Origin of the sequence: Campylobacter australis, assembly GCF_050586305.1 — a bacterium.
Lineage (GTDB): Bacteria > Campylobacterota > Campylobacteria > Campylobacterales > Campylobacteraceae > Campylobacter_A.
Genome location: NZ_JAXUAA010000010.1, coordinates 15634 through 40871, shown reverse-complemented (window position 1 = coordinate 40871; position 25238 = coordinate 15634). Strand labels below are relative to the sequence as shown.

General features: G+C 35.7%; 34 protein-coding genes and 1 pseudogene. 3 read left to right on the top strand and 32 right to left on the bottom strand.

Going from position 1 to position 25238, the window contains the following annotated elements; all coding sequences use genetic code 11:
* From U5B17_RS09180 to U5B17_RS09025, 32 genes and pseudogenes are all read right to left on the bottom strand, one after another.
* Window positions 1-222, bottom strand: a pseudogene (locus tag U5B17_RS09180) (hypothetical protein); the annotation flags it as partial.
* A complete protein-coding gene (locus U5B17_RS09175; RefSeq protein ID WP_430805051.1) occupies window positions 216-719 on the bottom strand; it encodes a DUF4376 domain-containing protein in 504 nt (167 codons plus the stop codon). The gene U5B17_RS09175 and the pseudogene U5B17_RS09180, both read right to left, overlap by 7 nt.
* Before the next feature lie 11 nt (window positions 720-730).
* Window positions 731-2677: a phage tail-collar fiber domain-containing protein gene (locus U5B17_RS09170; RefSeq protein WP_430805050.1), complete on the bottom strand. Its 1947-nt coding sequence runs from the start codon at window positions 2675-2677 to the stop codon at window positions 731-733.
* Complete coding sequence (locus U5B17_RS09165) at window positions 2674-3282, bottom strand: phage tail protein (RefSeq protein WP_430805049.1); 609 nt, start codon at window positions 3280-3282, stop codon at window positions 2674-2676. The genes U5B17_RS09170 and U5B17_RS09165 overlap by 4 nt, the downstream gene beginning before the upstream one ends.
* Complete coding sequence (locus U5B17_RS09160; RefSeq protein ID WP_430805048.1) at window positions 3275-4315, bottom strand: baseplate J/gp47 family protein; 1041 nt, start codon at window positions 4313-4315, stop codon at window positions 3275-3277. The genes U5B17_RS09165 and U5B17_RS09160 overlap by 8 nt, the downstream gene beginning before the upstream one ends.
* Window positions 4312-4605 (bottom strand): GPW/gp25 family protein, encoded by a 294-nt coding sequence (locus U5B17_RS09155; RefSeq protein ID WP_430805047.1) that lies wholly within the window; start codon window positions 4603-4605, stop codon window positions 4312-4314. Before U5B17_RS09155 ends, U5B17_RS09160 begins: the two co-directional genes overlap by 4 nt.
* A 42-nt stretch (window positions 4606-4647) precedes the next feature.
* The gene (locus U5B17_RS09150; protein WP_430805046.1) at window positions 4648-5571 is read right to left on the bottom strand and encodes a phage late control D family protein; all 924 of its coding nucleotides are present in this window, start codon (window positions 5569-5571) and stop codon (window positions 4648-4650) included.
* Window positions 5562-5765: a tail protein X gene (locus U5B17_RS09145; protein WP_430805045.1), complete on the bottom strand. Its 204-nt coding sequence runs from the start codon at window positions 5763-5765 to the stop codon at window positions 5562-5564. Before U5B17_RS09145 ends, U5B17_RS09150 begins: the two co-directional genes overlap by 10 nt.
* Window positions 5762-6220, bottom strand: a complete 459-nt coding sequence (locus tag U5B17_RS09140; RefSeq protein WP_430805044.1) for a hypothetical protein — start codon at window positions 6218-6220, stop codon at window positions 5762-5764. Before U5B17_RS09140 ends, U5B17_RS09145 begins: the two co-directional genes overlap by 4 nt.
* Complete coding sequence (locus tag U5B17_RS09135) at window positions 6213-6587, bottom strand: hypothetical protein (RefSeq protein ID WP_430805043.1); 375 nt, start codon at window positions 6585-6587, stop codon at window positions 6213-6215. Before U5B17_RS09135 ends, U5B17_RS09140 begins: the two co-directional genes overlap by 8 nt.
* Before the next feature lie 8 nt (window positions 6588-6595).
* Entirely contained in the window at window positions 6596-8860 is a 2265-nt protein-coding gene (locus U5B17_RS09130) for a phage tail tape measure protein (RefSeq protein ID WP_430805042.1), read from the bottom strand.
* 309 nt (window positions 8861-9169) lie between these two features.
* Window positions 9170-9430 carry a hypothetical protein gene (locus U5B17_RS09125; RefSeq protein WP_430805041.1) on the bottom strand — a complete coding sequence of 87 codons (261 nt, stop codon included), beginning with the start codon at window positions 9428-9430 and terminating at the stop codon, window positions 9170-9172.
* Window positions 9431-9439: 9 nt separating this feature from the next.
* Window positions 9440-9940 carry a phage major tail tube protein gene (locus U5B17_RS09120; protein ID WP_430805040.1) on the bottom strand — a complete coding sequence of 167 codons (501 nt, stop codon included), beginning with the start codon at window positions 9938-9940 and terminating at the stop codon, window positions 9440-9442.
* Between the two features lie 28 nt (window positions 9941-9968).
* The gene (locus U5B17_RS09115) at window positions 9969-11060 is read right to left on the bottom strand and encodes a phage tail protein (protein WP_430805039.1); all 1092 of its coding nucleotides are present in this window, start codon (window positions 11058-11060) and stop codon (window positions 9969-9971) included.
* Between the two features lie 75 nt (window positions 11061-11135).
* Window positions 11136-11621, bottom strand: a complete 486-nt coding sequence (locus U5B17_RS09110; protein ID WP_430805038.1) for a phage baseplate assembly protein V — start codon at window positions 11619-11621, stop codon at window positions 11136-11138.
* Window positions 11621-12046 carry a hypothetical protein gene (locus U5B17_RS09105; protein ID WP_430805037.1) on the bottom strand — a complete coding sequence of 142 codons (426 nt, stop codon included), beginning with the start codon at window positions 12044-12046 and terminating at the stop codon, window positions 11621-11623. The genes U5B17_RS09110 and U5B17_RS09105 overlap by 1 nt, the downstream gene beginning before the upstream one ends.
* Window positions 12046-12333, bottom strand: a complete 288-nt coding sequence (locus U5B17_RS09100; RefSeq protein WP_430805036.1) for a hypothetical protein — start codon at window positions 12331-12333, stop codon at window positions 12046-12048. Before U5B17_RS09100 ends, U5B17_RS09105 begins: the two co-directional genes overlap by 1 nt.
* Window positions 12330-12524, bottom strand: a complete 195-nt coding sequence (locus U5B17_RS09095) for a hypothetical protein (protein ID WP_430805035.1) — start codon at window positions 12522-12524, stop codon at window positions 12330-12332. The genes U5B17_RS09100 and U5B17_RS09095 overlap by 4 nt, the downstream gene beginning before the upstream one ends.
* 10 nt (window positions 12525-12534) lie before the next feature.
* Window positions 12535-14220, bottom strand: coding sequence for a phage major capsid protein (locus U5B17_RS09090; RefSeq protein WP_430805034.1), 1686 nt, complete (start codon window positions 14218-14220; stop codon window positions 12535-12537).
* Window positions 14210-15592 carry a phage portal protein gene (locus tag U5B17_RS09085; RefSeq protein ID WP_430805033.1) on the bottom strand — a complete coding sequence of 461 codons (1383 nt, stop codon included), beginning with the start codon at window positions 15590-15592 and terminating at the stop codon, window positions 14210-14212. Before U5B17_RS09085 ends, U5B17_RS09090 begins: the two co-directional genes overlap by 11 nt.
* The gene (locus U5B17_RS09080) at window positions 15592-15822 is read right to left on the bottom strand and encodes a hypothetical protein (RefSeq protein ID WP_430805032.1); all 231 of its coding nucleotides are present in this window, start codon (window positions 15820-15822) and stop codon (window positions 15592-15594) included. Before U5B17_RS09080 ends, U5B17_RS09085 begins: the two co-directional genes overlap by 1 nt.
* A 33-nt stretch (window positions 15823-15855) precedes the next feature.
* The gene (locus U5B17_RS09075; protein ID WP_430805031.1) at window positions 15856-16308 is read right to left on the bottom strand and encodes a hypothetical protein; all 453 of its coding nucleotides are present in this window, start codon (window positions 16306-16308) and stop codon (window positions 15856-15858) included.
* Window positions 16298-16510 (bottom strand): hypothetical protein, encoded by a 213-nt coding sequence (locus U5B17_RS09070; RefSeq protein WP_430805030.1) that lies wholly within the window; start codon window positions 16508-16510, stop codon window positions 16298-16300. Before U5B17_RS09070 ends, U5B17_RS09075 begins: the two co-directional genes overlap by 11 nt.
* On the bottom strand, window positions 16507-18201 hold the full coding sequence (locus U5B17_RS09065) for a phage terminase large subunit family protein (protein WP_430805029.1): 1695 nt from the start codon (window positions 18199-18201) through the stop codon (window positions 16507-16509). The genes U5B17_RS09070 and U5B17_RS09065 overlap by 4 nt, the downstream gene beginning before the upstream one ends.
* Before the next feature lie 140 nt (window positions 18202-18341).
* Window positions 18342-18686 (bottom strand): DUF1064 domain-containing protein, encoded by a 345-nt coding sequence (locus tag U5B17_RS09060; protein ID WP_430805028.1) that lies wholly within the window; start codon window positions 18684-18686, stop codon window positions 18342-18344.
* The gene (locus U5B17_RS09055; protein ID WP_430805027.1) at window positions 18676-19527 is read right to left on the bottom strand and encodes a DNA adenine methylase; all 852 of its coding nucleotides are present in this window, start codon (window positions 19525-19527) and stop codon (window positions 18676-18678) included. Before U5B17_RS09055 ends, U5B17_RS09060 begins: the two co-directional genes overlap by 11 nt.
* On the bottom strand, window positions 19517-20248 hold the full coding sequence (locus U5B17_RS09050; RefSeq protein WP_430805026.1) for a DNA-methyltransferase: 732 nt from the start codon (window positions 20246-20248) through the stop codon (window positions 19517-19519). The genes U5B17_RS09055 and U5B17_RS09050 overlap by 11 nt, the downstream gene beginning before the upstream one ends.
* The gene (locus U5B17_RS09045) at window positions 20238-20456 is read right to left on the bottom strand and encodes a hypothetical protein (RefSeq protein ID WP_430805025.1); all 219 of its coding nucleotides are present in this window, start codon (window positions 20454-20456) and stop codon (window positions 20238-20240) included. The genes U5B17_RS09050 and U5B17_RS09045 overlap by 11 nt, the downstream gene beginning before the upstream one ends.
* Window positions 20453-21067, bottom strand: a complete 615-nt coding sequence (locus tag U5B17_RS09040; protein WP_430805024.1) for a hypothetical protein — start codon at window positions 21065-21067, stop codon at window positions 20453-20455. Before U5B17_RS09040 ends, U5B17_RS09045 begins: the two co-directional genes overlap by 4 nt.
* Window positions 21064-21960 (bottom strand): phage replisome organizer N-terminal domain-containing protein, encoded by an 897-nt coding sequence (locus tag U5B17_RS09035; RefSeq protein WP_430805023.1) that lies wholly within the window; start codon window positions 21958-21960, stop codon window positions 21064-21066. Before U5B17_RS09035 ends, U5B17_RS09040 begins: the two co-directional genes overlap by 4 nt.
* Before the next feature lies 1 nt (window position 21961).
* Window positions 21962-22219 carry a hypothetical protein gene (locus U5B17_RS09030; RefSeq protein ID WP_430805022.1) on the bottom strand — a complete coding sequence of 86 codons (258 nt, stop codon included), beginning with the start codon at window positions 22217-22219 and terminating at the stop codon, window positions 21962-21964.
* A gap of 85 nt (window positions 22220-22304) precedes the next feature.
* Window positions 22305-22607 (bottom strand): hypothetical protein, encoded by a 303-nt coding sequence (locus U5B17_RS09025; RefSeq protein WP_430805021.1) that lies wholly within the window; start codon window positions 22605-22607, stop codon window positions 22305-22307.
* A 530-nt stretch (window positions 22608-23137) separates the two neighbouring features.
* On the opposite strand from U5B17_RS09025, the gene U5B17_RS09020 reads away from it, so the two are divergent.
* The 3 genes from U5B17_RS09020 to U5B17_RS09010 all read left to right on the top strand — a co-directional run bounded on the left by U5B17_RS09020 (window position 23138) and on the right by U5B17_RS09010 (window position 25216).
* Window positions 23138-23851, top strand: coding sequence for a LexA family protein (locus U5B17_RS09020; protein WP_430805020.1), 714 nt, complete (start codon window positions 23138-23140; stop codon window positions 23849-23851).
* 103 nt (window positions 23852-23954) lie between these two features.
* A complete protein-coding gene (locus tag U5B17_RS09015) occupies window positions 23955-24452 on the top strand; it encodes a DUF6978 family protein (protein WP_430805019.1) in 498 nt (165 codons plus the stop codon).
* Between the two features lie 2 nt (window positions 24453-24454).
* Window positions 24455-25216 (top strand): DUF1828 domain-containing protein, encoded by a 762-nt coding sequence (locus U5B17_RS09010; RefSeq protein ID WP_430805018.1) that lies wholly within the window; start codon window positions 24455-24457, stop codon window positions 25214-25216.
* Window positions 25217-25238: the final 22 nt, after the last annotated feature.

Sequence of the window (25238 nt, the reverse complement as noted above, 5' to 3'; positions counted from 1 at the left end):
CGCAAACACCGACCAAAAAAGCCTTGGTATATCCGCTCCATTTGTTTTATAGCCTGCTTTAATGGTTATGCCATTATGGGTGTAATCTTGCACTAACTCAAATTTATCTTTGTTGTATGGCTTTAAGATAGGACGAGAGATTTTAACTATCTCGCCTTTGTTTTTATCTAGCACCTTTTTAGTAAATAATTTAGCTATGTAGGCTGTGAGTAGTTTTAGCATTTTATAGCCTCTATCTGCTCTTTACTAGTTGCTTCATTTATGGCTTGCTCTAAAGTCCATTTTTTCTCATACAGTTCAAAGCCTTTAGATATGATTGCTGTTTGTATGGCTTTTAGCTCATCTAGTGTGGTTTGTCTGCTTGTGTTATCATAAAGTCTAAATGTTATCTCGTTTTGGTTTGTGTTTGATAGCAAAGTTATCATTGAGCTTATATTTTCAGCGTGAATACGACCACAATCAACTATGATATTAAGCCCTTTAACTTCTAAACCACCATCAAGATTTTCAAGATTGCGGTTAAAGACTGTTAAAATTTCATCTAATTTTGCTTGTTTTAGTTCTGTTAGGCTTGGTTCTTTTGGTTTATTTAGCTCGTTTAGCTCTTTTTTATTTAGCGGTGTTAGATTGTGCTTTGCTATAAACTCACTTAACATAGCTTGGCTTATATCATCATCGTAAGCGTAAATTTCATTCTCTTTATTTTTAAAATATTTCATTGTGTTTTCCTTTATCTTAGTTCGAGCCATCGATTTATAGCTACTCCGACTGCTTCTAACTTATATGTTGCATTGGCTGGTATAATAGGTGAGTATGCACCAGCTCCGCCCCCACCAACTCCAATGCCGTTTATAACAATGTTACAATTCCAATTACTACTTCTTGTAATATAAAGTAATACCTGTATCGGTCGTCCTGTTGTGTTTGTATAGGTTACGCCTGCTTGCCTTTGACTAGTCATATTCTGCCAAGTTTGATTTATGCCTATTCCTGTATCGCTTGGATATAAATTAATAGGAGTTAGCTTTGCAAACTTATTACCGCTAACTGTAACTATATAAGGCAAATATGTTTGTCTTTGTAGTTTTTCATCTGTTTTACTATACCAAGTCCCGTCAATATAATATTCACTCGTGCTTGATTTAGTGCCTATGCTTGGTTTATCAGCTATAAGTTCTATTGAATTATCATACTTTGCCTTTATATAATAATCCCCATTTATTAAGCCATTTTCTGCTAAAAAAGTATTTAGATTATATGCTTTATTGTCATATAATCCATTTTCTTTTTTGCCATCTGATAAATATAGCTTTGCTTTTACTGTTAAATTATTTGGCGATGAGCTATCATATGCCTTTTCTATGGCTAAGATATTGATTTCATCTTGGCTCAAAGACCTATTAAATATTCTGATTTGCTCTATCGAGCCATTTATAAGGTGCCTTGTATCAACATTTCCCCATCCTCCTATTGCTAGGCTGTTTGGGGTTGTTGGCGGAGTGCTTGTACTGGTTGTTTTTGAAAGGGGTATTTTTACACCATCTATTAATAACTCAGTCAAAGTATCATTGCCCCTTACAACAAAATGATAGGCTTTGTCTGGAATTAGATTTAATGTAGCGCTATACCATATAACTATTGTTCTGGTATCTCCTTTGGTTTTATAATAATGCAGTCTAAACATGCCATTATAAAGTTCAACCTGTACATGTCCTATATTATATTGAGAACTTGCTTCTGAAAGAAATGTGTTATACATTTTATTAGGTTCATTTAGCGTGGTATGAAAACTGATTGTCTTGGTTCCTTCAAACCAGCTTTTTATAATATAATCATTCACGACAGGGGCTTCACCAGCTGTTGCTGTTAGCTCTAATTTAGAACCAAATTTTCCCTGTGATAGTTTATAAGGGGTATTTTTTGTAATAGTGTAGCGGTTGTTTAGCTCTTTTAAAACATTATCAACTATTTTAAATGTTGCTATACAAGAGTCATCATTAAACGGATTTGGGTTATTTGAGGTATCTTTTAAGCCTTGTATTTTTATCTCATCTACAAATGCTTTATTATAAGCCTCAAATTCTCCACTGCTAAGCATAGTATCGATTTGGTGTTTTGTGTAAGTGTTGGCTGTTTTGGCATATTCAAAGCTATCAAGCCCATCTAGTTTATCACTATCGGCGGCTTTGCCTGTAAGTGGTAAGAATTTAGTGTCAAGCTTTTTTATCTCATCTTTTACAAAATTTCGCGTTGCTAAAACTATGTTATTATCAACTTTTAGCGTGATATTTGCACTATTATCAACTTGTAGATAAAATTTAATCGTTATATCTTTTGCTGAGCCTTCGGCTAAAAGTGGCTTGTAGCTTTCTGGTATATTGCCAACTGCAAAAAGCTCATCATCATTAGTATAAATGCCAACTTTGCGTATATAAAAGCCGCCAACATCTGCACTTATGACGCCTTCACAAATTAGCACATTTTTATCTGTGTCGCTTTGGGTTATGCTGTTTATGCTAAATTTATGCCTTACATTTGGCAAAGTCTGCATATCTTGGCTTATCTCGCCCCTATCATCGCTTACGCCCATTTGGCTAAGGATTATTTGCTCGCTGTTTGCGGTGGCTTTTATTAGCTTTGCAAGTCCTATGCTTGTAAGGATTGAAAAATAATTCACGCTACTACTCCTTTTAAATCTAGTTTTACAGTTATTATCTCATCTTGTTTTATGCTGCTATGAGCAAAAAACTCACTCTTTACACTAAGGCTAGTAAGCATAAACGGATATACATCTATACTCTCGCCACTAGCTACATAAGAGCCGGTGCTTAAATTTGCTTTGCTTGATATGATGATGGATGCTCCATCATATACACTTCTAACATTTTTATAGGCATTTACTATCTCATCTGTTTTTTCTAAGGCTTCTTTGCTTAGGCTCTTTTGGCTAGTTTCTAGGTTTAGTTTAAAATGATATGGCTTACCATCATAATCAAACCACTCTAAAACCTTGCTATCATCATAAAAGGCTTTTAGGGCTTTGTTTAGGCTGTAAAAAGTCCCCTCCAAAAAGTAGTTTTTGATAGGCTCAGATAAAAGCGGCTTAACCTCATCATCACTTAGCCCCTTATCAAGATCAAAAGTATGTGCCAAAAAAGCAAGGTTTATCTCACTTGGCTTATAAAAATATCTCTCATCAAATCTTAGCCACTCATCATACTTAGCACTCATTACCTCATCAACTCTAAAAAGCTCATCATTATAGGCTTTAAGGTTAAGCATGATTTGCCTTTGTGATTATTAGCGAGTTTAGCACTAAAATTTCATCGCGATTAACTGTGGGGATTTGGCTTTTTACTTCTACTGCTCTTACATTTTCATCAAAGGCTACATCTATGATTTTGCTTTGATGTAGCGTCTGGGCGATTTGTAAGGTGCTAAAAAGCTCTTTTAGCTTCGCGTTTGCATTCGCTAAAATTTCACTAAACATAAAATCCGCCATCGGTGTTACTTCGATATTTAAATCAACGCTTATTTTTCTAGCCTCTTTTATACGCACATCATCAGTTAGCGGGACTTTATCGCTTAGGGCTTCGCTAATCTTAGATATTGCGATTTGTGTTTCATAATCACTTAGAAAAACTACCTGCACCACACCGGGGCTTAGATGATAGACATTTGCCTTTTTAATGCCCTCAGTGTTTAAAATGTGAAATAGATAGCTTTTCGCACTTCCAGCCGTGCTAAAACGATGAAGTGCAAGTAAAAATCTTTTTCTTAACTCCTCGTCGCTCTCTCTTGCTTTAAAGCCTGAAAAAGGCTGGGTTTGTGCTATGCTTGATATGTAGATGTTTGGGATTTCTTGTATGGTTGTTTCGTAGTTTTGTTTAAAGTAGCTGTCAGCTTCGATTTTTACCTTTGCTTTATCTGCGATATTTATGCCTTGCATTAAAAAGGCATTATGTCCCGTGCCATCTGTAAATTTAGTCCCTTTTGGTAAAAATGTGGGTGAGCTTACTGTGATTTCTAACTCAGCGATAGGCTTAACCTCATCGTGCCTAGTAATGCCGATAAGTGCCACAAGCTCATCAAGATAATCCCCCGAGCTAAAATTTATATAATTTTGACTAATGCGAATGTTTAAAAGCTCGATGAAGTTATTAAGGCGGTATAAAAATATGTCTGTAAGCGTTACATAATCATCGCCTATTAGCGGGATATAATCAAGCTTACCGCTCTTTTGCTTAAATTCGTTTAGTATGCTTTCTCGCTCTTTGTCAATGTCAAGTGGTTTTATAAAATTTGGCACTTTCATATCTCTAACCTTGTTATGCTTTTTGCACCACTATTTTTTATCATATACGACAAGGTTATTTCCAATCCTCCGCTACTATCATTTTTAAAATTTAGTCCATCAAGCTCTATGCGTGGCTCATAAGTTTTAACTTGCGATATAATTTCTTGCTTTAACTCACTTAACAAATTCAAGCTCATTTGCTTATCTACCACTCTTACCATTCCAAAAGTTGGCTGGAGTGTTTTTGTCGTGCGCGTAGTGGTTAATATCCGTTTTAAATTTTCATCTATACTTATTTGGTAACTCATAGGGATATTTTAGGATTTTAGCCCCTTTATTTTTACGGCGTATTAGAAAAACTCAATATCGCTAATCCAAGCAGTAGAAATCTTGTGTGATATTTTTTTGATGATAAATTTCATCGTTTTATTTGTATCGCTAAAATATACATTCAGATAAGCTCCTGCAAAAAACGGCTCACCTACTATTTGCATATTCCCTTTTATTTCTGAATTTTTTTGCACTTGTAATTTTGATTTGGCTAGTTTTAGAGCTTCGTCTTTGCTATCTTGCATAGAAACGATTTTTAATGTCGGCTCATCGCTACCGACCCGTACCGTTTCATCTTTGCCTGTTTTGGTGTTGTGCCATGTTACTTCACAGCTTTTATACTGGCTTGATGTGTGAATAAACTCATAACTTAAAGATATGGCATCATCGGCGCTGTAATCATAGCTTAATCGCTCTTTTTCTTTGTTTCTATCTAAAAAAATAAATGTATTATTTTTCACGCTGAAGCTTAAATTTAGATCTTTTGCTATTTTATGTAAAAAAGCGACATCGCTTAAATCGTGTTGTTCTAGTGTTACGATTTCGCTACTTCTGTCAAAATCAATTTTAGTGTTGTAGTTGTTTTCTTTTGCTATTTGCGATATGATTTTGTGATAGCTTTTTTCTAAAAAAGTTCTATTTTTCTTGGTTTTAAAATCTTTTGTAAAATCAGCCGAAATAGCCTCTATCTCAATTGTTTTTTTATAGTTAAATTTTATACCAACTATGATAAATTTCCCTAAAAAGTTATCATTTACATAAATTTCTATCGTGTCCTTTGCTCGTGGTTTTGGTGAGTTGTATTCTAGCACGATGTTAAGCTTATCGGCTTCATCACCCTCATTATCATCTATGCTTATATTAACCCAAGGCATAATGGCTGTCTTATCTTTGCCGTTATACAGGATTTTAACCTTTGGTTTATGAAAACTTGCTACTCCCATAAATAACTCACTTTTTTATCTGGCTTTGGTATATTTGGTAATTTTACTACATCTCCACCTTTGATAGGGCGAGTTAATAAATGCTCGTTTTCTCGTAAAAATTCAGCATAAATTTCAGTCTCGATAGAGCCGTAAAATTTAAAGCATATTGCATCTAGTTGCTCATCATCTTTTGCTATGTAGATATCATTCATTTTTGTAATTCCTCAATTAAAATTTTTGTCGCTGTTTTTTGAAGCTCTTCTGTAAATTCTAAGGCTAATTCATCAAGATTTGCAACTTTTTGCAGGTAATAATAATCTCTGCCATCTATTTTGCCACTTGCTACTGTAAATCCACTAACAGCCTTTGGTTTGCTTGCAATAAAGAATTTACCGCCAGTTTTTCGGTTTATCCTTACGCCATAGCCTTTATTGTAAGGTCTTGCCGCATCTTTTAGCATAAAAGGCGTTATCATTTTATTTGTGGCTGTGATTTTCACCGTTAAATTCATAGCACTAGCCCTGTGCTTTTTTAATCTGTTTGTTTTTAGATGTTTTGGTTTAACTGCTACTTTTTGTAAAATAGCTTTGCGCTGCTCTTTTGCTACTTGGGTAAGCGTAGCGTTTAAAGCCTTTGCAAAGCTTTTTGAAATAGCATTTTTATCCATTTATAATTATTCCATTTATATGTAGTGTTTTTGTGTAATACCAAACACCATTAAGATTTGTTTTTACAAAGTTATCCACACTCTGGCTTAAATTTGTAATAAAAATATCGTTATAAACACAAAGGTCAAAGGCTGAAATTTTAAGTGGCTTTGCCTGTTTTATAAGATTTTCAAAACCTATAAAATCATTCATATTATCAAGCAAAATTTTGGCTTCAAAGCTGATATTTTCTTCATACCCGCCCATGTGTGTATAGACTGGCTTTGTTATGGTCTGTGTTTTTTCTAAATTTACATTTAATACCTTTGTTAAACCATGGATATTGTTTGTTACTTGAAAAATGTATTTATCTATTGAAATTATCACTTTTTCTCCTAATCGGTAAATGCGTAGCTTCTATTCTCCACCGCTCTTGCTACTTCTTGTGGGGTAGCGGCAGTATTTTGCATGTAAATATTAACAGTCTTGTTGTCATTTATAGTTCTTTTATCTGTATTTTGGTTCTGGGTTTTTGTTATTTTATCTATTGTGCCATTTGTTGTTTGTAGTTGAGTTTTATCATTGCCCCAACTAAAAGGGTTATACCATTTTCTTTCTTTGCCACCGCCTATACCCAAAGTGTCTTTTACTCCATTAATAGCCTTATCAATAGACAGCTCATCAACCCATTTTATAGCTTCTTTTATGCCCTCTATAACAGCTGTTATGGCTTTTAACACTAATTCAAGCGGAGTAAGGATAAAACCTAACGCTTTACCTACAACTTCACCAAAACGCTCTCCTGCCTTAGTTGCCTCTTTTAATTCTTCACTTGTTTTTGCACTACCACCAAAAAGAGTATTAAAAAGTGCCTTTGTTGTTTCTATGAGCGGACTAAAAATTTTATTTATAGGCTCTAACTCCTTTTTTAGTCCATCAAAGAAACCACTAAAAAAAGCTTTTACCTTTTGCCAATTTGCAACAACATAACTAGCCGCCACCCCAAGTGCTACAACTATCGCTCCGATACCTGTGCTAATGAGTGCAAGTCGTAAAATTTTAAATACTCCCGCCATACTAAAACTTGCACTTTTTATAAGTGCCATAGCTTTTACATAACCTGCGCTTACTACTCCCCAAAGTGCCATAGTTTTTTGTGCGATAATATTTTTTAAATTCATAAAGCTTAATTTACTAGCTACATCCTGGCAAGATATGCCAAATTTTAAGAGCCACCCACAGCCACCGCTAGTAACTAGCGTAAAAGCCGATGATGCTATCTTAGCAGCTAATATTGCCGTGCGGTAGGCAAAAATAGCACCTATTGCATAGCCTAAAACTTCAACTAATCTTTTATGTTCGCTAACAAAATTAGACACTTTATTGATCACTCCAGCCACTGCCTCAAAAGCTTTGCTCACAATTGGCAAAAAGATATTTCCTATCGTAATACCTAATCGCTCAAAACTTGACTTTAAAAGTTGTAGTTTGTTTTCGGCGGTATTGGAGCGATTTGCGAATTCTTTTTGAACTGAATTTTGGTAGTTTTGCACATCGCCCACCTCTTTTAATGCTTTTTTATACACATCAAGAGAGCCGACAAGTGTTGCGATGTCATCGTTATAGTTTCTGCCTATTGCATTTGTTAGAAGCTCCATCTGTTTTTGTGGGTCTAATTTTTTAATCTGTTCTAAAAAAAATATAACTGCCCTTTGTGCATCTTTTTTAAGACCATTGGCAAAATCTTTAGAATCTATACCAACATGTTTAAAAAGTTCCAACATCTGTTTATTTGGCGCATTTAGTCGCTCTAACAAAGCACCTGCTGCATTTGAAGCTGTTGAAGCATCTTTACCAAGAGATATAAAAGTAGAAGCCAAAGCGGATGCTTGCTCCCCCGTAAGTCCTACCATTTTAGCAGTTCCGCCCAGTCCTTGCTTTAATGTATCCATTATCTCAGACGCCTTACTTGCACTATTATCACTTAGGTGGTTTATGCTATCCATCAAAGAAGCCGTTTGGTCTAAATTTAGCCGTAAGATGTTTGAGATTTTACCGATGTTTTCACCAGCACTCTCGGCACTTATGCCATATGCTACGGCTACTTTTGCCGCCATTTGGGTGTATTGCAAAAGGTCTTTTTTGGCAATTCCCATTTGTCCGCCACCTGCTGTTATTTCAGTAAGGGCTTTAGCGCTCATCGGTATTGTTTTTGTTAATTTTAAAATTTCATTTGAAAACTCTTTTAATTCCTCTGGAGTTTCAAAATCAACAACCTTTTTAACATCAGCCATAGCACTTTCGAATGACATAGCTGCGTTTATGGGTGCTTGTAAGGTTTTGAAAGCACCAAAAGCAGCTAAAATATCCACCTTAAGCTTTTCGATATTATTTCTTGCTTCATCCATTTTAAGCTTTAAATTTGCCGTTGTGGCTACTTTTATTTGCTTTTTTAATCTGTCTAGTTCTGACTTAAAATTATGGGGTTGTAGTGTAGGATTAAGTTTTACATCATCAAGCGCCTTTTTATAGGCTGTATGTGCTACCTTTAGGCTTTTGTTTAGGCTTTCGCTTAGCGTATATTGACTTTTATTAATCCTAGATAGGATATTGTCAAGTCCTTTAAGCTCAAGTGCAAAGGTTAAAGTCTGTTTTGACATTTTTAAAATCCTTTTAAATTTAAAATGCTAAAATCTTATTAATACACCACAAAGGGGGCAAAATGCAAGTTATAAACTCTTTTTTTAGCATTATAGGATGCATTTTTTGCCTATTTGTTTGTGCCGTTGATTTGTTTGTTATGGCTATAATATACATTGTCATCTTTGGCACTTTTGGCATTTTTATCTATGCTTTAATCACTAGCCTTTTTGCCACTTCATAAAACTCTACAAACTCGCCATAATTCATTTTTAAAATATCGCTGAAGCCAAAATGTAGGGCATAGCCTATTAAAGCTATACCCTCAGTTAGTTTTTTATTTCAAGCGTTCCGCTTAGTTTCGCGACCACCTCACTAAGCCCTGATAACTCGCTGATCGGCAAGTCATTTAAAAAAGCCTCATCCATTTCGCCCTTGCTCATATCCACTAAAAGCTTAATAAGCTTTTCCATATCATCTTTGCTTTTTTCTGAATTTCTTATCTGCCCTAGCGTAGGTGCATAAAGCACAACTTCTTGCCCATCTGAAAATTTGTAAGTCTCTTTTTGTTTCTCTATTCTTTGTAGCATTTTAAACCTTTAAAGTATGTTTTTGCGTATTTTTTCATATAAATCTACACCGCCAACCATATGAATTGCATTTTTTACATCGTAAATCACCGCAGGGGCGTCGTTTATATCATATTTTACAAAAGTGCAAGCAATTTCAAGTTTTAAAACGGCTTCTGCGTTCATCTCAAATTTAGGCGTTTCAAGCACCTTAACATTGCCTGTAAATGTAGCTGTTATTTTGGTGTGTTCGCCGTGCTGTGCTGTAAGGTTTTTCTTGATGTAAAAAACCTGCGGTATATTCGTGTTTAGCGTTGCAAAATAAAGCATATTGACATTATTTACTTCAAGGGTGCAAGTAAGCGGCTTTAATGTCGGCAAAACAAGTTCATATTTGCCGATTGCCGTGCCTGTTTCAAGTGTTTCAAACTCAAATTTTGGCAATTCTGCGCTTTTGAGTTCGCCAAGTTTGCCGATACCATCGACAAATAAATTACCGCCTGTTATGGCCTGTGCTGTTAGTGCTGGCATTGTAATTCCTTTTTTGTTTTATTCATTTTTAAAGCTCTTCAATCAATACCTGAGAATATGCATCGACTCTATAAATGCGGTTTGTAATATTTTTAATAAGTGGCATTTCTTGAACTTCATGTTTGATGTAAATTTTACCTGCGGCTATGGTTTGGTTATCGTTTAGTTCAGGTGGTATAGTTACATTAAAACCTACCACGACATTATTTGCCGTTAGTCTACGATAAAACGCCTCAAGGCTATCAACTACATTTTTAAGCACATCTCGCATTCGCTTATCTATGGCGGTTTTTTGAGCTTTAAATATTGTTTCAATTGCTGTATAAAAGATAACATAAGTATGCATACTTTTAAAGTCTTCATCTCTGGTTTCACCACCCCACGCTCTTATGCCGTCATCTGAGATAATAGCCGTAATACCTGCGTCTCTTAGCCTATCAGCTTCACAATCCACGCCTTGGATATACTCTACTCTATCAACTATGCCTACTACACCAGGAATTACTCTGTTTGAGTAGGTTTGTGAAAAGCCATACTCAGTTTCTGACATCACTTTTGCATAACTTGCTATTAAAAACGCACTAGCTGGGCGGACTGCTTTATCGGTTCTAAGTACTTTTTGATAGCTACAAATAGCGGTTTTATATTGAAGCTCATTAACAGCGCCTAGCGCCTCTGTTTCGTTTGTAGCTGTTACTTCTATTGCATAAACAGCCCTTAAATACTCGCCTAGCTGTTTTAGTGTTTCATAAACACCGGTATCATTATACTCAGGTGCTAGGATAAACTTTGGCTTTGCCATGACTTGTGCTTCTGCTTTTTTAAGTAGATTAATTGCTTCAAGACAAGCTTTTTGTGTCTGCTCACTCTCTTCTGTTTTTCTAAAAGCACTTAAAATGATTTGCGAATGTAGCCCTGTCGCTTTAAAGTCATCAAGTGCATTTTTAATGCTGCCTTCGCCGACCACCTTTAACGCATCCTCGATAGTGCTGTAAATGCTAAGCCCTACTTCTAGCTTCGTATCATCGCCGACTAGTGCTATGGGGCGTGAGTTTTTAATGTCATAGCCATTCAATGAGCCATTGTATAGCTCAACATTTACACCGTATTTAGCTGGCATATTTTACTCCTATGTTAAATTTTTAATATTTTATGCCAAAATATGGATTTTTTTTACGGCGTATTATGTTAAGTATTATCTTGGTGTTGAAGTATAACCATCTGTGTCGCTGTGGCTATGTCCTGTCAAATCGCCTCTGCTGTCTGTGATATTGCCTGACACGACTAAATCGCCGTTTAAATTTAGCACTGGTGTTGTGATATTTACGCTATTTTTAGCTTTGATATTTATCATTTTTGGATTTAGTATTTCAAGCGTTGAGCTTGAGCTATCATAACTTATTATAGTACCATCTTCATAGGCAGTTATTTGCTTAGTATTGCTTGAGCCGCTAGGCTCTTTGTAACTTTGGCAAAAGATAGCACCTAGTGCAAATTTAGCATTTCCACTCTCACACTCTAATAATATAACTTGCTCACCAACCCTTGGTGGTGTATAGCTTTGCATAAAAGAATTTGCAGGACTTATGTATGGTATGAGTTTTGTTATAGTTCCTTGATAATTTACCTTAACTAAAGCCTTGCCACTAGCTACTTCACAGATATTACCTAGCTTTATCATTAATAACTCCAAAGCTCTGTATAATAAAGAAATTTTAGCTCAAATTCTGTCTTTAAGCTGTTATTTTCGCCAGTTTCAAACTCTCTATTTATGCCTACTAATTCTGAGGCATTAAAGCTACTTTTAAAATCTCTTATCACACCTAAAACAGCCTTGTTTAATTCACTATCAATAAAGCGCGTTATAACATCAACGCTTATGCTTAGCTCGTGTTTTAGTGTTTCGCCTTGCGCTTGAATTTCATCGCTATTGTCTCTTATAATAATAATTGGCAAATCTGCATTTTCATAAGTAAAAGTATCATTGATTAGACAATTTGCAATAGGTTTTAACGCTTTTTGTAAATCATGTAAAATTTTATCTCTAAATGCACTTATTTCAGGCTTTGTTTCATCTTGTCTTGGTATGTTTAACTCTTGTTGCATCATATAAGCCTTAAATAAATACGCTTTAATACTTGACTTTCAAGCTCGATTTTGCTTATCTCATAGTTTTGGCTTTCACATTCTAGTCTATCACCTACTTTGATATTTGTATCAACTGGTAGTAAAGCCGTAACGCTTTTGCTTGTTGTGCCATTATCAAAAAATATCGGTGTGCTTTTGTTTAACACACCGTATATCTCACTCCCATCATCAAGCCTAAAAACATAACCGCCGTTATTTAAAATTTTGCCTATGTCTTTTTTGGCTGTATCGATTAAGGATTTCACTTTTTGGTAGCCTTTTTGTTTTTTGGCTCTTCTTCTTTTGCTGGTTCTTCTTCATCTTCGATTTGCTTAATAGCTCCTATCGTTACAAGTCTTGCAATATAGTTTCTATCAAAGCCGCTTAGGTCTAAAATTTCGCCTTGTTTTACATGGTCGTTTCCGACCACGCAGTTATACAATATTTTATATTTCATAGCCTATCCTTTATGCATTTTTAGATATTACAAAAGCTTTTTCACGAGCGATTTTTGCATCAACTTCTAAAAATACTTCAATCTCAATCGAACCACCACCTATTTGGCGAGGGATAAACTCAAGTTGTCCAAATGTTGCAGCATAAAGCTGTGAAAAATCAGCAAAGATTAACTCACCATCTGCAAGTTTGTTGCACTTGTAAGCTTCATATCCTTGCAAGTCGTTACCCTCAAGTAACTTACGCTCAGTTCCGCTTTCTCTTGAAGTGGCACGAAGTTTATTTAAACTTGCACCATTAGCAAAAAATACTGCTCTTGTGGTATCAATTTTGGCGCTATCTAGCAGTGTGCTAAATTTTAATGTGCTTTCAAGAGTAGGTGCTGTGATAAATCCATCGTGAGTTTGAACGCCTGAGGTATTAAAAATGCCTTTTATTGGGATAGTTCCATGAATAAGCGTATCTTCAAACTTTGAGCGTATTGCGTCACGGAGTTTAGAGTAAATGTAACTTTCTAAATCAATTGCAGACATTAAAAGCATCTTGCGAGTGACAGCAATCCTTGCTGAAAGTGTATGTGAAGATAGCTTGATTGTGTCAAAATCTAAATTTTGAGGCGTTGCCTGATCTCCCTCATTTACGAAGTAAGCTTCAAACGCTGAGTTGTCCCGTGGAATTTCGACCTCCTGGCTCAATCCCGTTAGCCAAGTGACTTTATTTAATAGCTCGCTCTCTTGTTTTAAAGCTTCTATTAGTAAATCGCTACGATAAGCCCTATCTATGATACTAGTTGCATCAGTAGTTTTAACAGCCGCAAATTTAGCATAAAACTCATCAGGCAATGCATAGCGACCATTGTCTTGAATAAAGCTATTTTCATAGCCCAAATCTGCTCTTATTCCAGTGCTTGATTTAATAATATTCGCAAGAGAAAACTCACGCTTATCAGTTGCTTTTGGAGCAACATTTATGCTTTCATACTTTGCGCTTTTGCTAAGTTCTGCCATTTGTTTTGAGAAAGCATTGAAGCTAACGCCGTTATTTATGGCTTCTAGTCCTTTTTCACTTTCACCTAAAATTTGTGCTAGTTCGATGATTTGCTTATTTTCATCGGCTCTTTTTTGTAGCTCTGTATTTTTAGCTGTAAGTTCAGCAACTTCTGGATTTGTTTCTGGGTTCATTTTTACTTCTCCTTGTTTTTGGTTTTTATTAAATTTTGCTATCTTTGCATTAGGGTCTGCTCCTTGCCAAACGGCTGAAAGCTCGTAAATTTTGCCGTTTGAAATTTCGTAATGGCTAATGCCATCAACGCTTAATTTTTCGTTTATCTCATAATCGCTCATCCCTACTGAAACGCTATCACTTAGCCCATTTTTAAACTTTAAAAAGGCTTGATAGCTCTCTGGTATTTCTTTGTAAAACTCTACTTTGGCTTTAAAGCTTCCATTTTCAAATTTAACATCAGTAATTTTCCCAAGAGCTGTTTCAAAGCTTACATCGTGGTCTTTGTAAAGCGTCGTAGCCTCCCATTTCATCGTTGCAGTATCCACGCTTAGATAATAATCCTCGCCAAAAAATGAGCGTTTATGCCTGTTATTTTTTGAAAGAGCAACAAAACTTACGCTTAGGGCTTCCTCATCTACTGCACTTTTCTTTGCGCTAAGCTTTAAACCGCCCTCTAGGTCTTTAATTTTCATTTTCTTTCCTTATCTTGTTAATCTCGCTTAGTTTTTTAATCACCTGCTTATCTGCATCTAAATCTTTTAAAAAGCTATCCATTTCCACCCCTTTTTCTCGTAAAACTTCACTTATGGTTTTAAACCCATTTTCTATACTGACTTTATTAGCATTAACCTCTTTTGTAGGATCTATGTACTCCCAGCCTTGAGGTTTGTAGCTAAAAGAGTTTAAAATCTTGCTATGCTCAGCTGGCGTAAAAATTTTAGCTATTGTTGCGCTCTTTAGCCACTCTTTAAAAATTGGCTCGTGAAATTTGCGCCTTAAAAACCCTTGTAACCTTCTAAAGCTACGCCTTTCACTGGTTACGCCTTGCCTTATAGAGCTATAATTTACCTCTCGCAAATCGCCAGTGAGTGTTGCATAGCTTACACCAAGCCCCCTTGCCACTTCTCTATCAGTCATTTTTAGATAATCCACGATGTTATCAGGTGCGTGAGTGTCGGTAAATTTAATGTCTTCGTTTGAGTTTAGATACGATAGCTCACCAACGGTTGCGATTTTGTTATTTACTTCGTTTATGCTTTCATCATCTAGGCTAAAATTTGGTAACCCGTCATCTGCTTTGTTTGTGATAAAGCCTGTAATCTCAGCCGCTAATCTCGCCCTATCTCTTTCAGCTTTTAAAAACTTGTCTTTGCCGTTAATATCCATAATCGCACTTGCTAGGCGTGAAATACCCCGTCTTTGCTGTGGAATTAGTGTCTTTTTAATATGAATAATATCATCGGCTGGAATTTTTATCACTTCGTTTAGCTGAGTTTTTATTGTGTTACCTTCTTTGCGTAAGTAATAAAATAGCGGTTTTAGGCTGTTTCTCTCTCTTTGGATACCACATTTTACATTTTCTTTGTCGTTTGTGTAGTTGCTATCAATCAAACTCGCATCTAAAATTTCAATCTTTAACCCATCATCGCCACGCACGAAATGTACGAAAACTTCGCCATCTCTAAAATAGCTAATAAGTGCCATTTCTTCCAAATCTTCAAAATCATAAACGCCGTAAGGACAGCAATCACGCTCCCACTCAAAATAAGCCGTTTCCGCCTTTTTGTCTAATAAGCTGTCATTGCTACTTACACTAAGCGTTAAGCCCTGTTCGCCTAAAATTTCACTTGCTATCATATCAAAAAATCCAGCCGTGAGCGAGTTATTAACGCTTAGGCTTCGTGCTTGGTTTCTAAGTCTTGCACTAGCCAAATCAGGATCAGTGTTTACTCCAAGTGAATAAATTTCACTGGCGTTTGCTTCGTTTGGGTTAAGGCTATGCCATCTGAAAAAATTAAAAACCCGTTTTTTAGGCTGTTTTTGCTTTTTAAAGATATTTAGCATTAATTACGCCCTCCAAATGTATATTTTAAACTTTTGTTTTTCTTTTGATTTGCTTCTAATATTATTAAAGCTTTCATTTTTCTAAGCTCGCTTATTAACTCGTATGCGCTTCGCTTTTCAACCTTGATATTATCAATCCAGTAAGTTTTAATCTCGATACCATCATTTAGGCTTTTTAAGACATTGTCGATGGCTTCGTCGATTAAAAATATTCGCTCTTTTATATCCATAAAGTGATTTTATGAAATTTGTGGAGTAATTTTTTACGGCGTATTGTATTTTTTATAAATTTTACTATCTTTTAGCTCGTGCAAGATATTTTCTATCTCTTCGTTTATTGCATCTTCGCTTTGTGCGCTTAGGTCTATTTTTAGCTTTAGGCGGTTTGTGAGGTTGTAAAGTCTATTTGATACGGTTGATGCAATATCATCAAGCTCTTTTTCTATTTGCTCGATACTTACTATCTCATTTTTTAGTTTTTTTAGTTCTATCTCTTTGATTTGCGCTAACTTATCCTCTTTTTTTGCCCTTGCTTCTGTTAAGTCTGTGGTTTCACTAGCAAGAGCAACCTTATAATCAATATACGCAGCAATATTTTTGCTATCGTCAAACTCTCCCCTTTTTTCTTTGGTTAAAATTTCATCACTTACCAGCTGAGAAATACGCCTAGGAGTAAGCCCTAAAAGCCTAGCAAGTTCGTTTATACTAACTATCATGTTCTAAATCTTTAATGTAATTTTTGTCTTCTTCGGTTATCCCATCAAAATTTTGCCAAAATTCTTCTATCATAATATCAGCCACATGGCTTATTCTAATCCCCATTTTTTTGCTTAACATGTGAAGTTTAACCGCATTTATTGTAGATAAATTTAACTCTTGCCTTGAGCGTAGACCATAAAGTGCTTTTTTATTTTTCAAAATTTTACCCTTTTAGTTACGATTTTAGCTCCAGCCAAAGCTAGAACGCTAATGTCTAACGCCTCATTTCTTTCTCTGATTTTTACCCATTGAAGCTTTTCATACCCATTTTTATTTTTTAGCTTTTGCAATTTTTCTGCATTTAACTGAGCAAAAAACTCACGCGTATAACCTTTGCCATAGTGAAAATACCCATTTCCTGCCTCTTTAATTTTAAGTAATCTCATTAATTCACTCTTGCCTTTATAAGTACCCACGCGCATAAAATAGCAACCATTTTTTATTTTTTTAATAGGATTGATAAAATCTTCTCTGTTTGTTCCCTCGTTTGCACCCTTTGTAGCAAGTAGCCTTTTACTAGCGGCGCAAAATTTATAAACTCTTTCTGTATTAAAACCACTATCAACAAGCCCAAGCGTAAGGGTTAATTCTTTGCCATTTGAAAGAGTAAATTTTTTATGTAAATATTTAAAGGCTTCTCCCCAAACCTCTTCTTGATCAGTGTTGCCATGAATTTGTTTATACTCGATATTAAATGCTTCAAAGCCACTAGCCCAACCAATAAAATTTATTTCTATGCGGTTTGCTTGAATATCTATCCCAGCAGTTATAAATTTTACACACTCAGGTACATTTTGGCTGTCGTACGGTTCTATACGGTCGAATAATTCATCACTATTTAGACTAATAGTCGGCGGCTCAAATCCGCGAGCCTCAATCGTATTTATAAAGGTTTGAAGTTTGCTCTGGTCGTCTTTGCTCTCATACCAGTCTCTAACGATGTCTTGCATCGAAAAAAACGGGCTGTAAAAGGCGTTTAAGAAAAATCCAGCTGTCTTTGCCCCAGGGTTTGTTGCTATCCACTCACCACTTGCTACGGCTCTATTTTTTTCGCTTTCGCTAAGTAAAGCACCACAATCAGCACATGTATAGCGTACGCTTTCAAAAATAGGTTTATTATCCTTGTCTTTTTCCCAAACTACATGAGAAAAATCCAAAGTTTGAGAATACCCACAGTGAGGGCATTTAATAAAAAAATAACGCTTATCGCTTAGCTCAAATTCGCTTAAAATTTGAGAACTATCTTTTAGTGTAGGAGTAGAGCTTATAACAATTTTACGCTGTGAAAATGTTACAGTTCTTTTTTCGGCTAGTTTTATTGCACTTCCCTCTTTTGTATTTTCGCATCTATCAGCTTCATCAATAAGCAAAATCTTAATAGGCTTTGATGCTAGTTTACTTACTGAGTTTGACCCAACAAGTGCAAGATTTCCACCACTAAAATTTTTAATCAAAATTGTATTGTTCGCATCGTTTGCGTTGATTAATTCTTTTAGAACCTCACAATCTCTAATCATAGGAGTTAAACGCCTTTTTGAATAATCTTCTGCATCATTTTCATTAGGAAGCATAAATAAAATTGTGCTTGGTTCTTGATGTATAAAATAGCCTATGGCATTATTTATCATTTCCGATTTCCCAAGTTGAGAGGCAAAAAGTAAAACGACCTTTGAGCGACGCGTGTTGCTGATTTCGTCCATAGGTTCTTTTTGATAAGCAAAAGCTTTAAATTTACCGTATTGAGCGGAGCTTTCACGACTTAGCACTCTGTGGTTTTCACTCCACTGTGTAAGTGTCATTTTCTTCTTAACAAAGATAGACTTAGCAAAAATCTTAGATAAAATACCCATTAAATTCCTTATAAAAAACAGAAAAGGAAATGAACTTTTTTGATAAAGAATTTTCGACTTTGTGCGGTTCCCCCCCTGTACATACAAAAAAGCCCTAGAAAGGACCCGTGAAAAGTCACTATGTGTGTTATCTTTGCCATCTACACCTCTTTAAACTCCGCTTTTATCTTGCCATCTGCTATGAGCTTTAAAAGTAGTTTCCGTTTTATTAAATACTCTTTTGTTTTATAGCCTTTTACATCCTCGATTATCGTTTCGCCGTTTTGAGTATAAACAAAGTCGGCTATGTAAGTTATAGCCCTTTCGCTCTTGCCCTGTGCTTTAAATTTTGGCTGTAACTCAAACCTTACTTGCTTTTGTAACTCTTTTATAAGCCCTTGCTTTAAAAGTAGCTCTAGCTCTTTTGCTCTTTTTGCCTCTTTTTTGCTGTCATAGCCATTTGTTTTTTTGGCGTTATATTTTGTTTTTGTGTATCTATATCTCATCAAACAAATCCTTTATTCCGCTTTTATAAATCATATAATCATCTTTTTGTTTTGCACTAAAAGACACCTTGCCTACTTTAGATTGTTTTATTTTATAATTTTTAAAATTTTTATTGCCGTGTTTAATTCCCCACTCTAAAAACTCTAAAATATGAGAATTGCTCGAGCTAAAAAATATAAATGGATCACGCACTAAATCACATAATCTTAAAAAGTCTTTTAGACCCCAGTAATGAGCATATCCCGCCATATCTGTTTGTAAATATGGTGGGTCTAACACTAAAACATTTTTTTCATTTTTATACTCTTTAATTAGCTCTATCGCGTCTTTTTGGACTACTTCAACGCCTTGTAAATATCCCTTAGCCTCGTATTGCACCGCCCCTCCCCTTTTTGAATAAAAAGGAGCCTTTTTAAGCTCTTCCCACGAATGAGCATACCTCCCACTAAAAAGTAAATATGAGCTTAATGTTATAGTGTCTATAAAATAGCCCTGTTTTTTAAAGCTATCTACAATCTCAATAATCTCCTCTTTGTCGTTATCGCTTATTTTGTCGCCTTTTTTGTATTTTTTACAAATTGGGCTAATAGTGGCTAAAATTTCATTTGTAGCTTCAATATTTGCAAGTCTTTGGCTATAGTTATCAAAGTCGTTATAAATCACTCTTGCATTTGGATAAATCTGCTTTATATTATGCGATAACAAACCACTACCACCAAAAGCGTCTAAAAATATGCCGTCTTTATACGCGCTAAACTCATCGCGTATTAGCTCGTTAAATTGTTTTATAAAGTTTCTTTTTTGTCCTTGAAATGGCAAAGGCGCTTTATTATAATTCATCAAATAGCCCTTTTTGCGTATTTGCTACTCTTTTTTCCGCTATCTGGCAGTATTTAGACTCTATCTCGCAACCGATAAAATTTCTGCCTAGCTCCTTACACGCTACCGCCGTTGTGCCACTTCCCATAAATGGGTCAAATACCACATCATTTTCATTTGAGCCAATTAAGATAAATTTTTGTATTAGCTCAAGCGGTTTTTCGGTTGGATGCCCAAACTGACTTTTTTGGCAGTTACGCGTAAAAAGCTTTGATTTTATCGCGCCTTTACCTTGGCAAAGTGCACCTTTTGCCCTAATGTGTATGCAATATTCTAAATCGCTTTTGTATGTGCCATTTGTAAAGGGTATGGCATTTGGTTTATGCCATACAAGACATACCGCGCTGTATCCTCGTGTCTCGCCCCAGCTCATTAGCTTTGATATTTGCTTGTTTGAACAAAATATAAAGGCGTTTAGTCTCTTACAAAGCCTCTCACACTCATTTAAAACCGCTTCGATATTAAACCCATTGGAAATTTTATTAAGGCTGGTTTTGTTTTGCACTCTGCCAATAGCCACTCCGCCGCCACCTGTTGCTATCTCATAAGGTGGGTCAGCTATGACTAAATCCACGCTTTTATCCTCCATTTTTGCCATAAACTCCAAGCAATCTGTGTTATAAATTTTATTTAGCTCACGCTCAATTGTCTTTTTTGAGTTGTATTTTGTTCTATTCCTCATCAAATAGCCCTTTACTTGCCATATAGGCTAATTCTTTATGCTTTTTATTTGTCTTGTCGATAAAATTTTTAACCAACGATAGCTTATACACTGGTATGCTCTCACACTCGCCTATAAGTTCGTTTTTGTCATTTATCGCACTTATGACAAACTTTATCGGACTTACTAAGCGTATATACACCCCTGTTATTTCTCTTTGCGTTGTCATTTTGCCCGCCAATTACCAAGCATCGTGGCTAGTTTCGCCCTTGCTTCGTCTGTTATTTTTAAAGGTGCGTCAGGGTCAAGCGGTAGGGCTGGTGTTTGCTCTGTCTTTTGCTCTATCTGTTCGCGCTCTTTTTGGGCTATAAATTTCACAACGCCTATGCGCTCTTGTTTTTCGTAAAGCCAGCTATAAACTTCATACTCTTCGCCTGAGCTTAGCTGTTTAGGTTTGCCCGTGTTTTGGTTGATGGCGTAGTGGTTGATCAAATTTCCGTGTGCATCAACGCCGATGATAACGAAGTCTTTAAAACTAGCAGCCCCATAACAAAGCCGTTCATTTTTGAAATACTCACGCACAAAATTTACAACGCCATCAACGCTTTTAAACCTAAACTCGCCAGCTCTTATAGCCTGTAAAGTCTTTTGTTTTCGGTAGGCATAAACGGCGTTTTTAGTTATTAGCTCCGCACTTTGCATAGGCTGGATAAAACTCGCACGAAAAGCAAAAAACGGCACCAAGTCCTCATCTTTTAGCGGCTTTATTAGCTCGCTTATGATCAATGCTTGGGTTTGGTTTGCGTTTAGGGCTTCTTGGATAAATTTCACTCTATTCACTGCCAAGCTCCTATCTGTTCGCACTCTATAACTTCGCCTTGTGAGCCTTGCAGGTAGTAGCTCACATCACCGCCAAAACGCCTGACATCATCGACACTAAGTTGTGAGCCGTTTTGTTCTTGCGGTTTGGCTGCGCTAAACCTGCCTTCGTTCTTACTCCAGTTACGCATAGCTGCTCGCCAGTCTTTCATCGGAGATTTGCCAACTAGCCAGCCTTTGCTTTCGTAGAAGTTATAAAAATTTTCACAATCGACATTTAGGGCTTGCTCTTGTTTGTAAGCGTTTAGTTCGTCTAGGGTTGGTTTTACAAAGCGTTTTGGTTTTGGCTCGTCGCTTTCATCCCTCGCGTGTGTGTACGCGCATGCGTTTTGCTCTCGCTCTATCTCTAACTCTTCTCTATCTCTTACTCTATCTCTAACTCTAGGGTTACATTTTTGTTTCACTTGCGTTACTTGCTCGTTACACTCATCGTTACAACTAGCGTTACACTCCGTTACATGTAACGCTTTTTCAGGATTATTTAAGGCTTTTTGTTTCGCCCTAAATTTGCGTACACGCTCGATACTCTCGCACTCTCCGCCACTTAGCTCTACTGCTTTTGGAAGTCTGACATCATCATCCTCGCCTCTTTGAAGTAGTCCTAAACTCTCAAAAATAGCAAAGGCAGCTTTAATGTTTATCAGGCTCTCGCCAGTTTTTAAAGCAAGCTCTTCTTCGATCGTTGGCTCGATACCCTCAAAAAATATCACACCCTCATCATCAAGACTAAGCAATAAAAGCTCTAAATAAATACAAGTGTATGTATCACCGCCAGCCACGCTTCTGATTTTTTTGATTTTTATATCTTGAAAAAAATCTTTGTTTAACTTTATCCAAAATAGTTTTTTGCTCATCTTATGCTCCTTTTTGTTGTTGTGGTGCTTCAATTAGTGTGTAAATATAATCGCCCGTCTTAACGCTGTTTTGGACTTCATCGGCGCCGATTATTCGCCAACCCTCACCTTTAAGTATCAAAATATCAGCCCCTAGCCGTGAAATGTAATTTCTTAATGCGTGGTTGCGCGTGATGCAGCCTTGTGTGAGTAGCACCCTACGGACAAAATCCCTTTTTCTCTCGCCCGCTCTTATTGTAAGCTTGTATTTTTCTTGCATGCTCTGTCCTTTTTTAAAAATTTACTTTCAAAACCCCACAGAAAGGACGATAACTGCGAGGTTGTGAAAGTAAATTTATTTTCTGCTATAATTCTTTCATGTTTGAAATTTTAAATATCTTTAAGCCCTTACTCACTAATGAGCAGTTTGCTGTGATATTAGGCTTTATTGTTGGTTGCTGTGTTGGATTTGGTTTTTGCAAATCAATCACTCCAAAGCAAAAGCCACAACTACAAATTTTAAGGCGCATCTGCATTAGCGATTTTGCAAAAACACCAGTAAATATTTTTTTTGAAGGCTCCAAAATCAAAGCCATAGAGTGCAACTTTGCCATCAAAGGCAATTGCAAACTCACTGGCAAAAGATGCGCCTTTTTTAAACACTTCACCTAAGCCACCTAAAAAACAATGTAAATATCGCATAAGGCAAAGACCATACAAAAAAGCCGAATGTAAAACCTACGGCAAAAAGCGCATATTCATTCATCTCTCGCCCCTTTCATACTTTACTATCGCGCCGATGATGTAGCAACCTAGCACCACCGCAACCATAATACACGCGCAAAATAGCACTGTCAAAAAAATTATGATTGTGCTAATTAGCAGGCTTAGGAGTTGCATTTTTGGGCTTTTTCTTGCTCTTTTAGCCAACTGTGTATATCCTGCCAAGCCTCAAAGGGGATACCTCTTTTTGCAAAATAACACATTCTTTCGTATCCTGGTTTTTGCGCTCCACTTCGTAAGACTTTAACAGTAGGCTCTGGGCAAATTTCTCTTAATATTTTTGAAAATTGTTTCTTTGTCATGACAAAAGTATATTATATATATACTTATAAAAACCTTAAAAATTGTATTAATTATATACTTAAAAATTTGTAAAATAGGATATAATTTATATACTTTTTTCAAAGGATAAAAAATGCAATACCAACTAAAAAAAGAAGTCATCAAAGAGGCTTTAAAAAGTAAAAATATGAAATATGTCGATTTGATGATGACTATGATTGAAAATGGCTATGATGTCGCAGAAATTTCACTTAAGAAATGGCTACAGCCTAAAGGCACTATGCGCCCTAGTATAGAGAATATAAATGCAATAGCACAAGCTCTTGATCTTAAATTTAGCGATATTGTTGAAATGGACGAAACCGCAAGTGTTGTCTTTAATGTAAGCGACAAAATGGGTGTTAAAAAAGTCGCGGTTGTAGCTTGTGCAAGTTGTGGCGCCCCTGAGCTTAGTGTATATGACTGCGATGATGAAGTCGTATATTACCCTGAAAATTTATGGAATGAGCGAGTTTTTGCGGTAAAAGCATGCGGCGACAGCATGAGTCCTGAAATTGATGATGGCGATCTGTTGGTTTGTGATGAGCAAGAGCCTATAAAAAATGGTGATTTAGTTTATTATACCCTTTTTAACGATAAAGCAGTTAAAATTTATTACAAAGATAAGCAAGGCAATATTAAACTTATCCCACGCAACCAAAACCCAGCCTTTATGACTATTAATATTATGAGCAATGATGACGCTTTGCTTGATAATTTTAAAGCTACTAAAGTTGTGCGTATTACAAAAGCTAATATCAACAATAGAAGTGCTAGACTTCGGGCGGTTGGCTTAAAAAATGATTAATAAAATTTTTGAGCAAAGTTGTAAGCATAAACAAACTACGCCTAAACAATCGCAAAGCAAGACTTAGAGCTGTTGGGCGTGGCTAAGTTTAAAAGGATAAAAAATGACACAAGATGAGGCTAAAAAACTTATTGAAGCTTTAAAAATAGTAAAAGATACAAATTTTACACTTGATAAGATAAATTTTTATGTTAAAAACATAGAGCTTGAAACAACCGAAAAAAACTATAAAGACATATCATTACTTTTAGACCTTGGTATGTCTAAAAAACAGCATAAAAGAACAACCATACAGCTTAGAGCCAATAAAAGCACTCATTTACTAAGAAATGAATTTTTCAATACTCACACAAATCCACCATACAATAAAGACAAGGCTCCGACTGATAAAATTTTAAGCCAACTTATGCAAAAATATAGCCAAGCAAGGCTAAGCCTAGAGGGACATTTGCACATTTATATTGATGGTTATGATGATAAATGGGCTTTCCCAATAAGTGAGTTTGGCTTTAGTGATTGTGATGATAAATTTATGGAGCAAATAGAGCAATTTTGCAAGTATGCAAATATAAAAATAAAACTACAAAGGGTGCTTTTTTAGCGATGCTTGAGATAAATAAACTTTTAAACTCCTACTTTGAGTATTTAAAAGGCGATTTTGATATTAATGTTATTGATAAAAAGTGTTATGAGATTATCACACCTTTTTTAGATAGACATAATGACAATATTTCGGTTTATATTGATTTTTTAGATGACGACACACTTAAGATAAGTGATGGCGGAGAGACTATACAGGATTTAAAATTATCTGGCTTTGAGTTTAATACCGAAAAAAGAAACAAGCACCTTGAAGTTGCATTAAATGGCTTTGGTATTTTTAAAAAAGACGATGATGAGCTTTTTGTTATAAGCGGAGCTTGTGATTTTGCAAAAAAACAGCACAACATGATACAAGCTTTAATAAGCGTAAATGATATGTTTGTTCCAAGTAAAACAAGTAGTGGATTTTTTTATGATGATGTAGAAAGCTTTTTTGATAGTATAAACGCAAGATATGCGCCAAATGTTTCTATTGAGGGCAAATCTCATTTATCGCATAAATTCGAGTTTTTGATAAGCAAATCACGACAAGAAAAAGAAAGACTTATTAAGCTTTTAAATAATGCAAAAAAAGAGAATTTAAAGGCAACTCTTTTTACTTTTACAGACTTAGCAACAGATAGAAGCTCAAGTGATAAAATTATTATTTTTAATGATGGCGATATTGAAAACAAAGACTTAAGTGTTGCAACCAAAGAATTAAATATCAAGCTTTTAAAATGGAGCAAAATCAAAAACTACACCGAGTATTTGGCTGCTTAAAAATTAAAATTTTGTAAAAAAT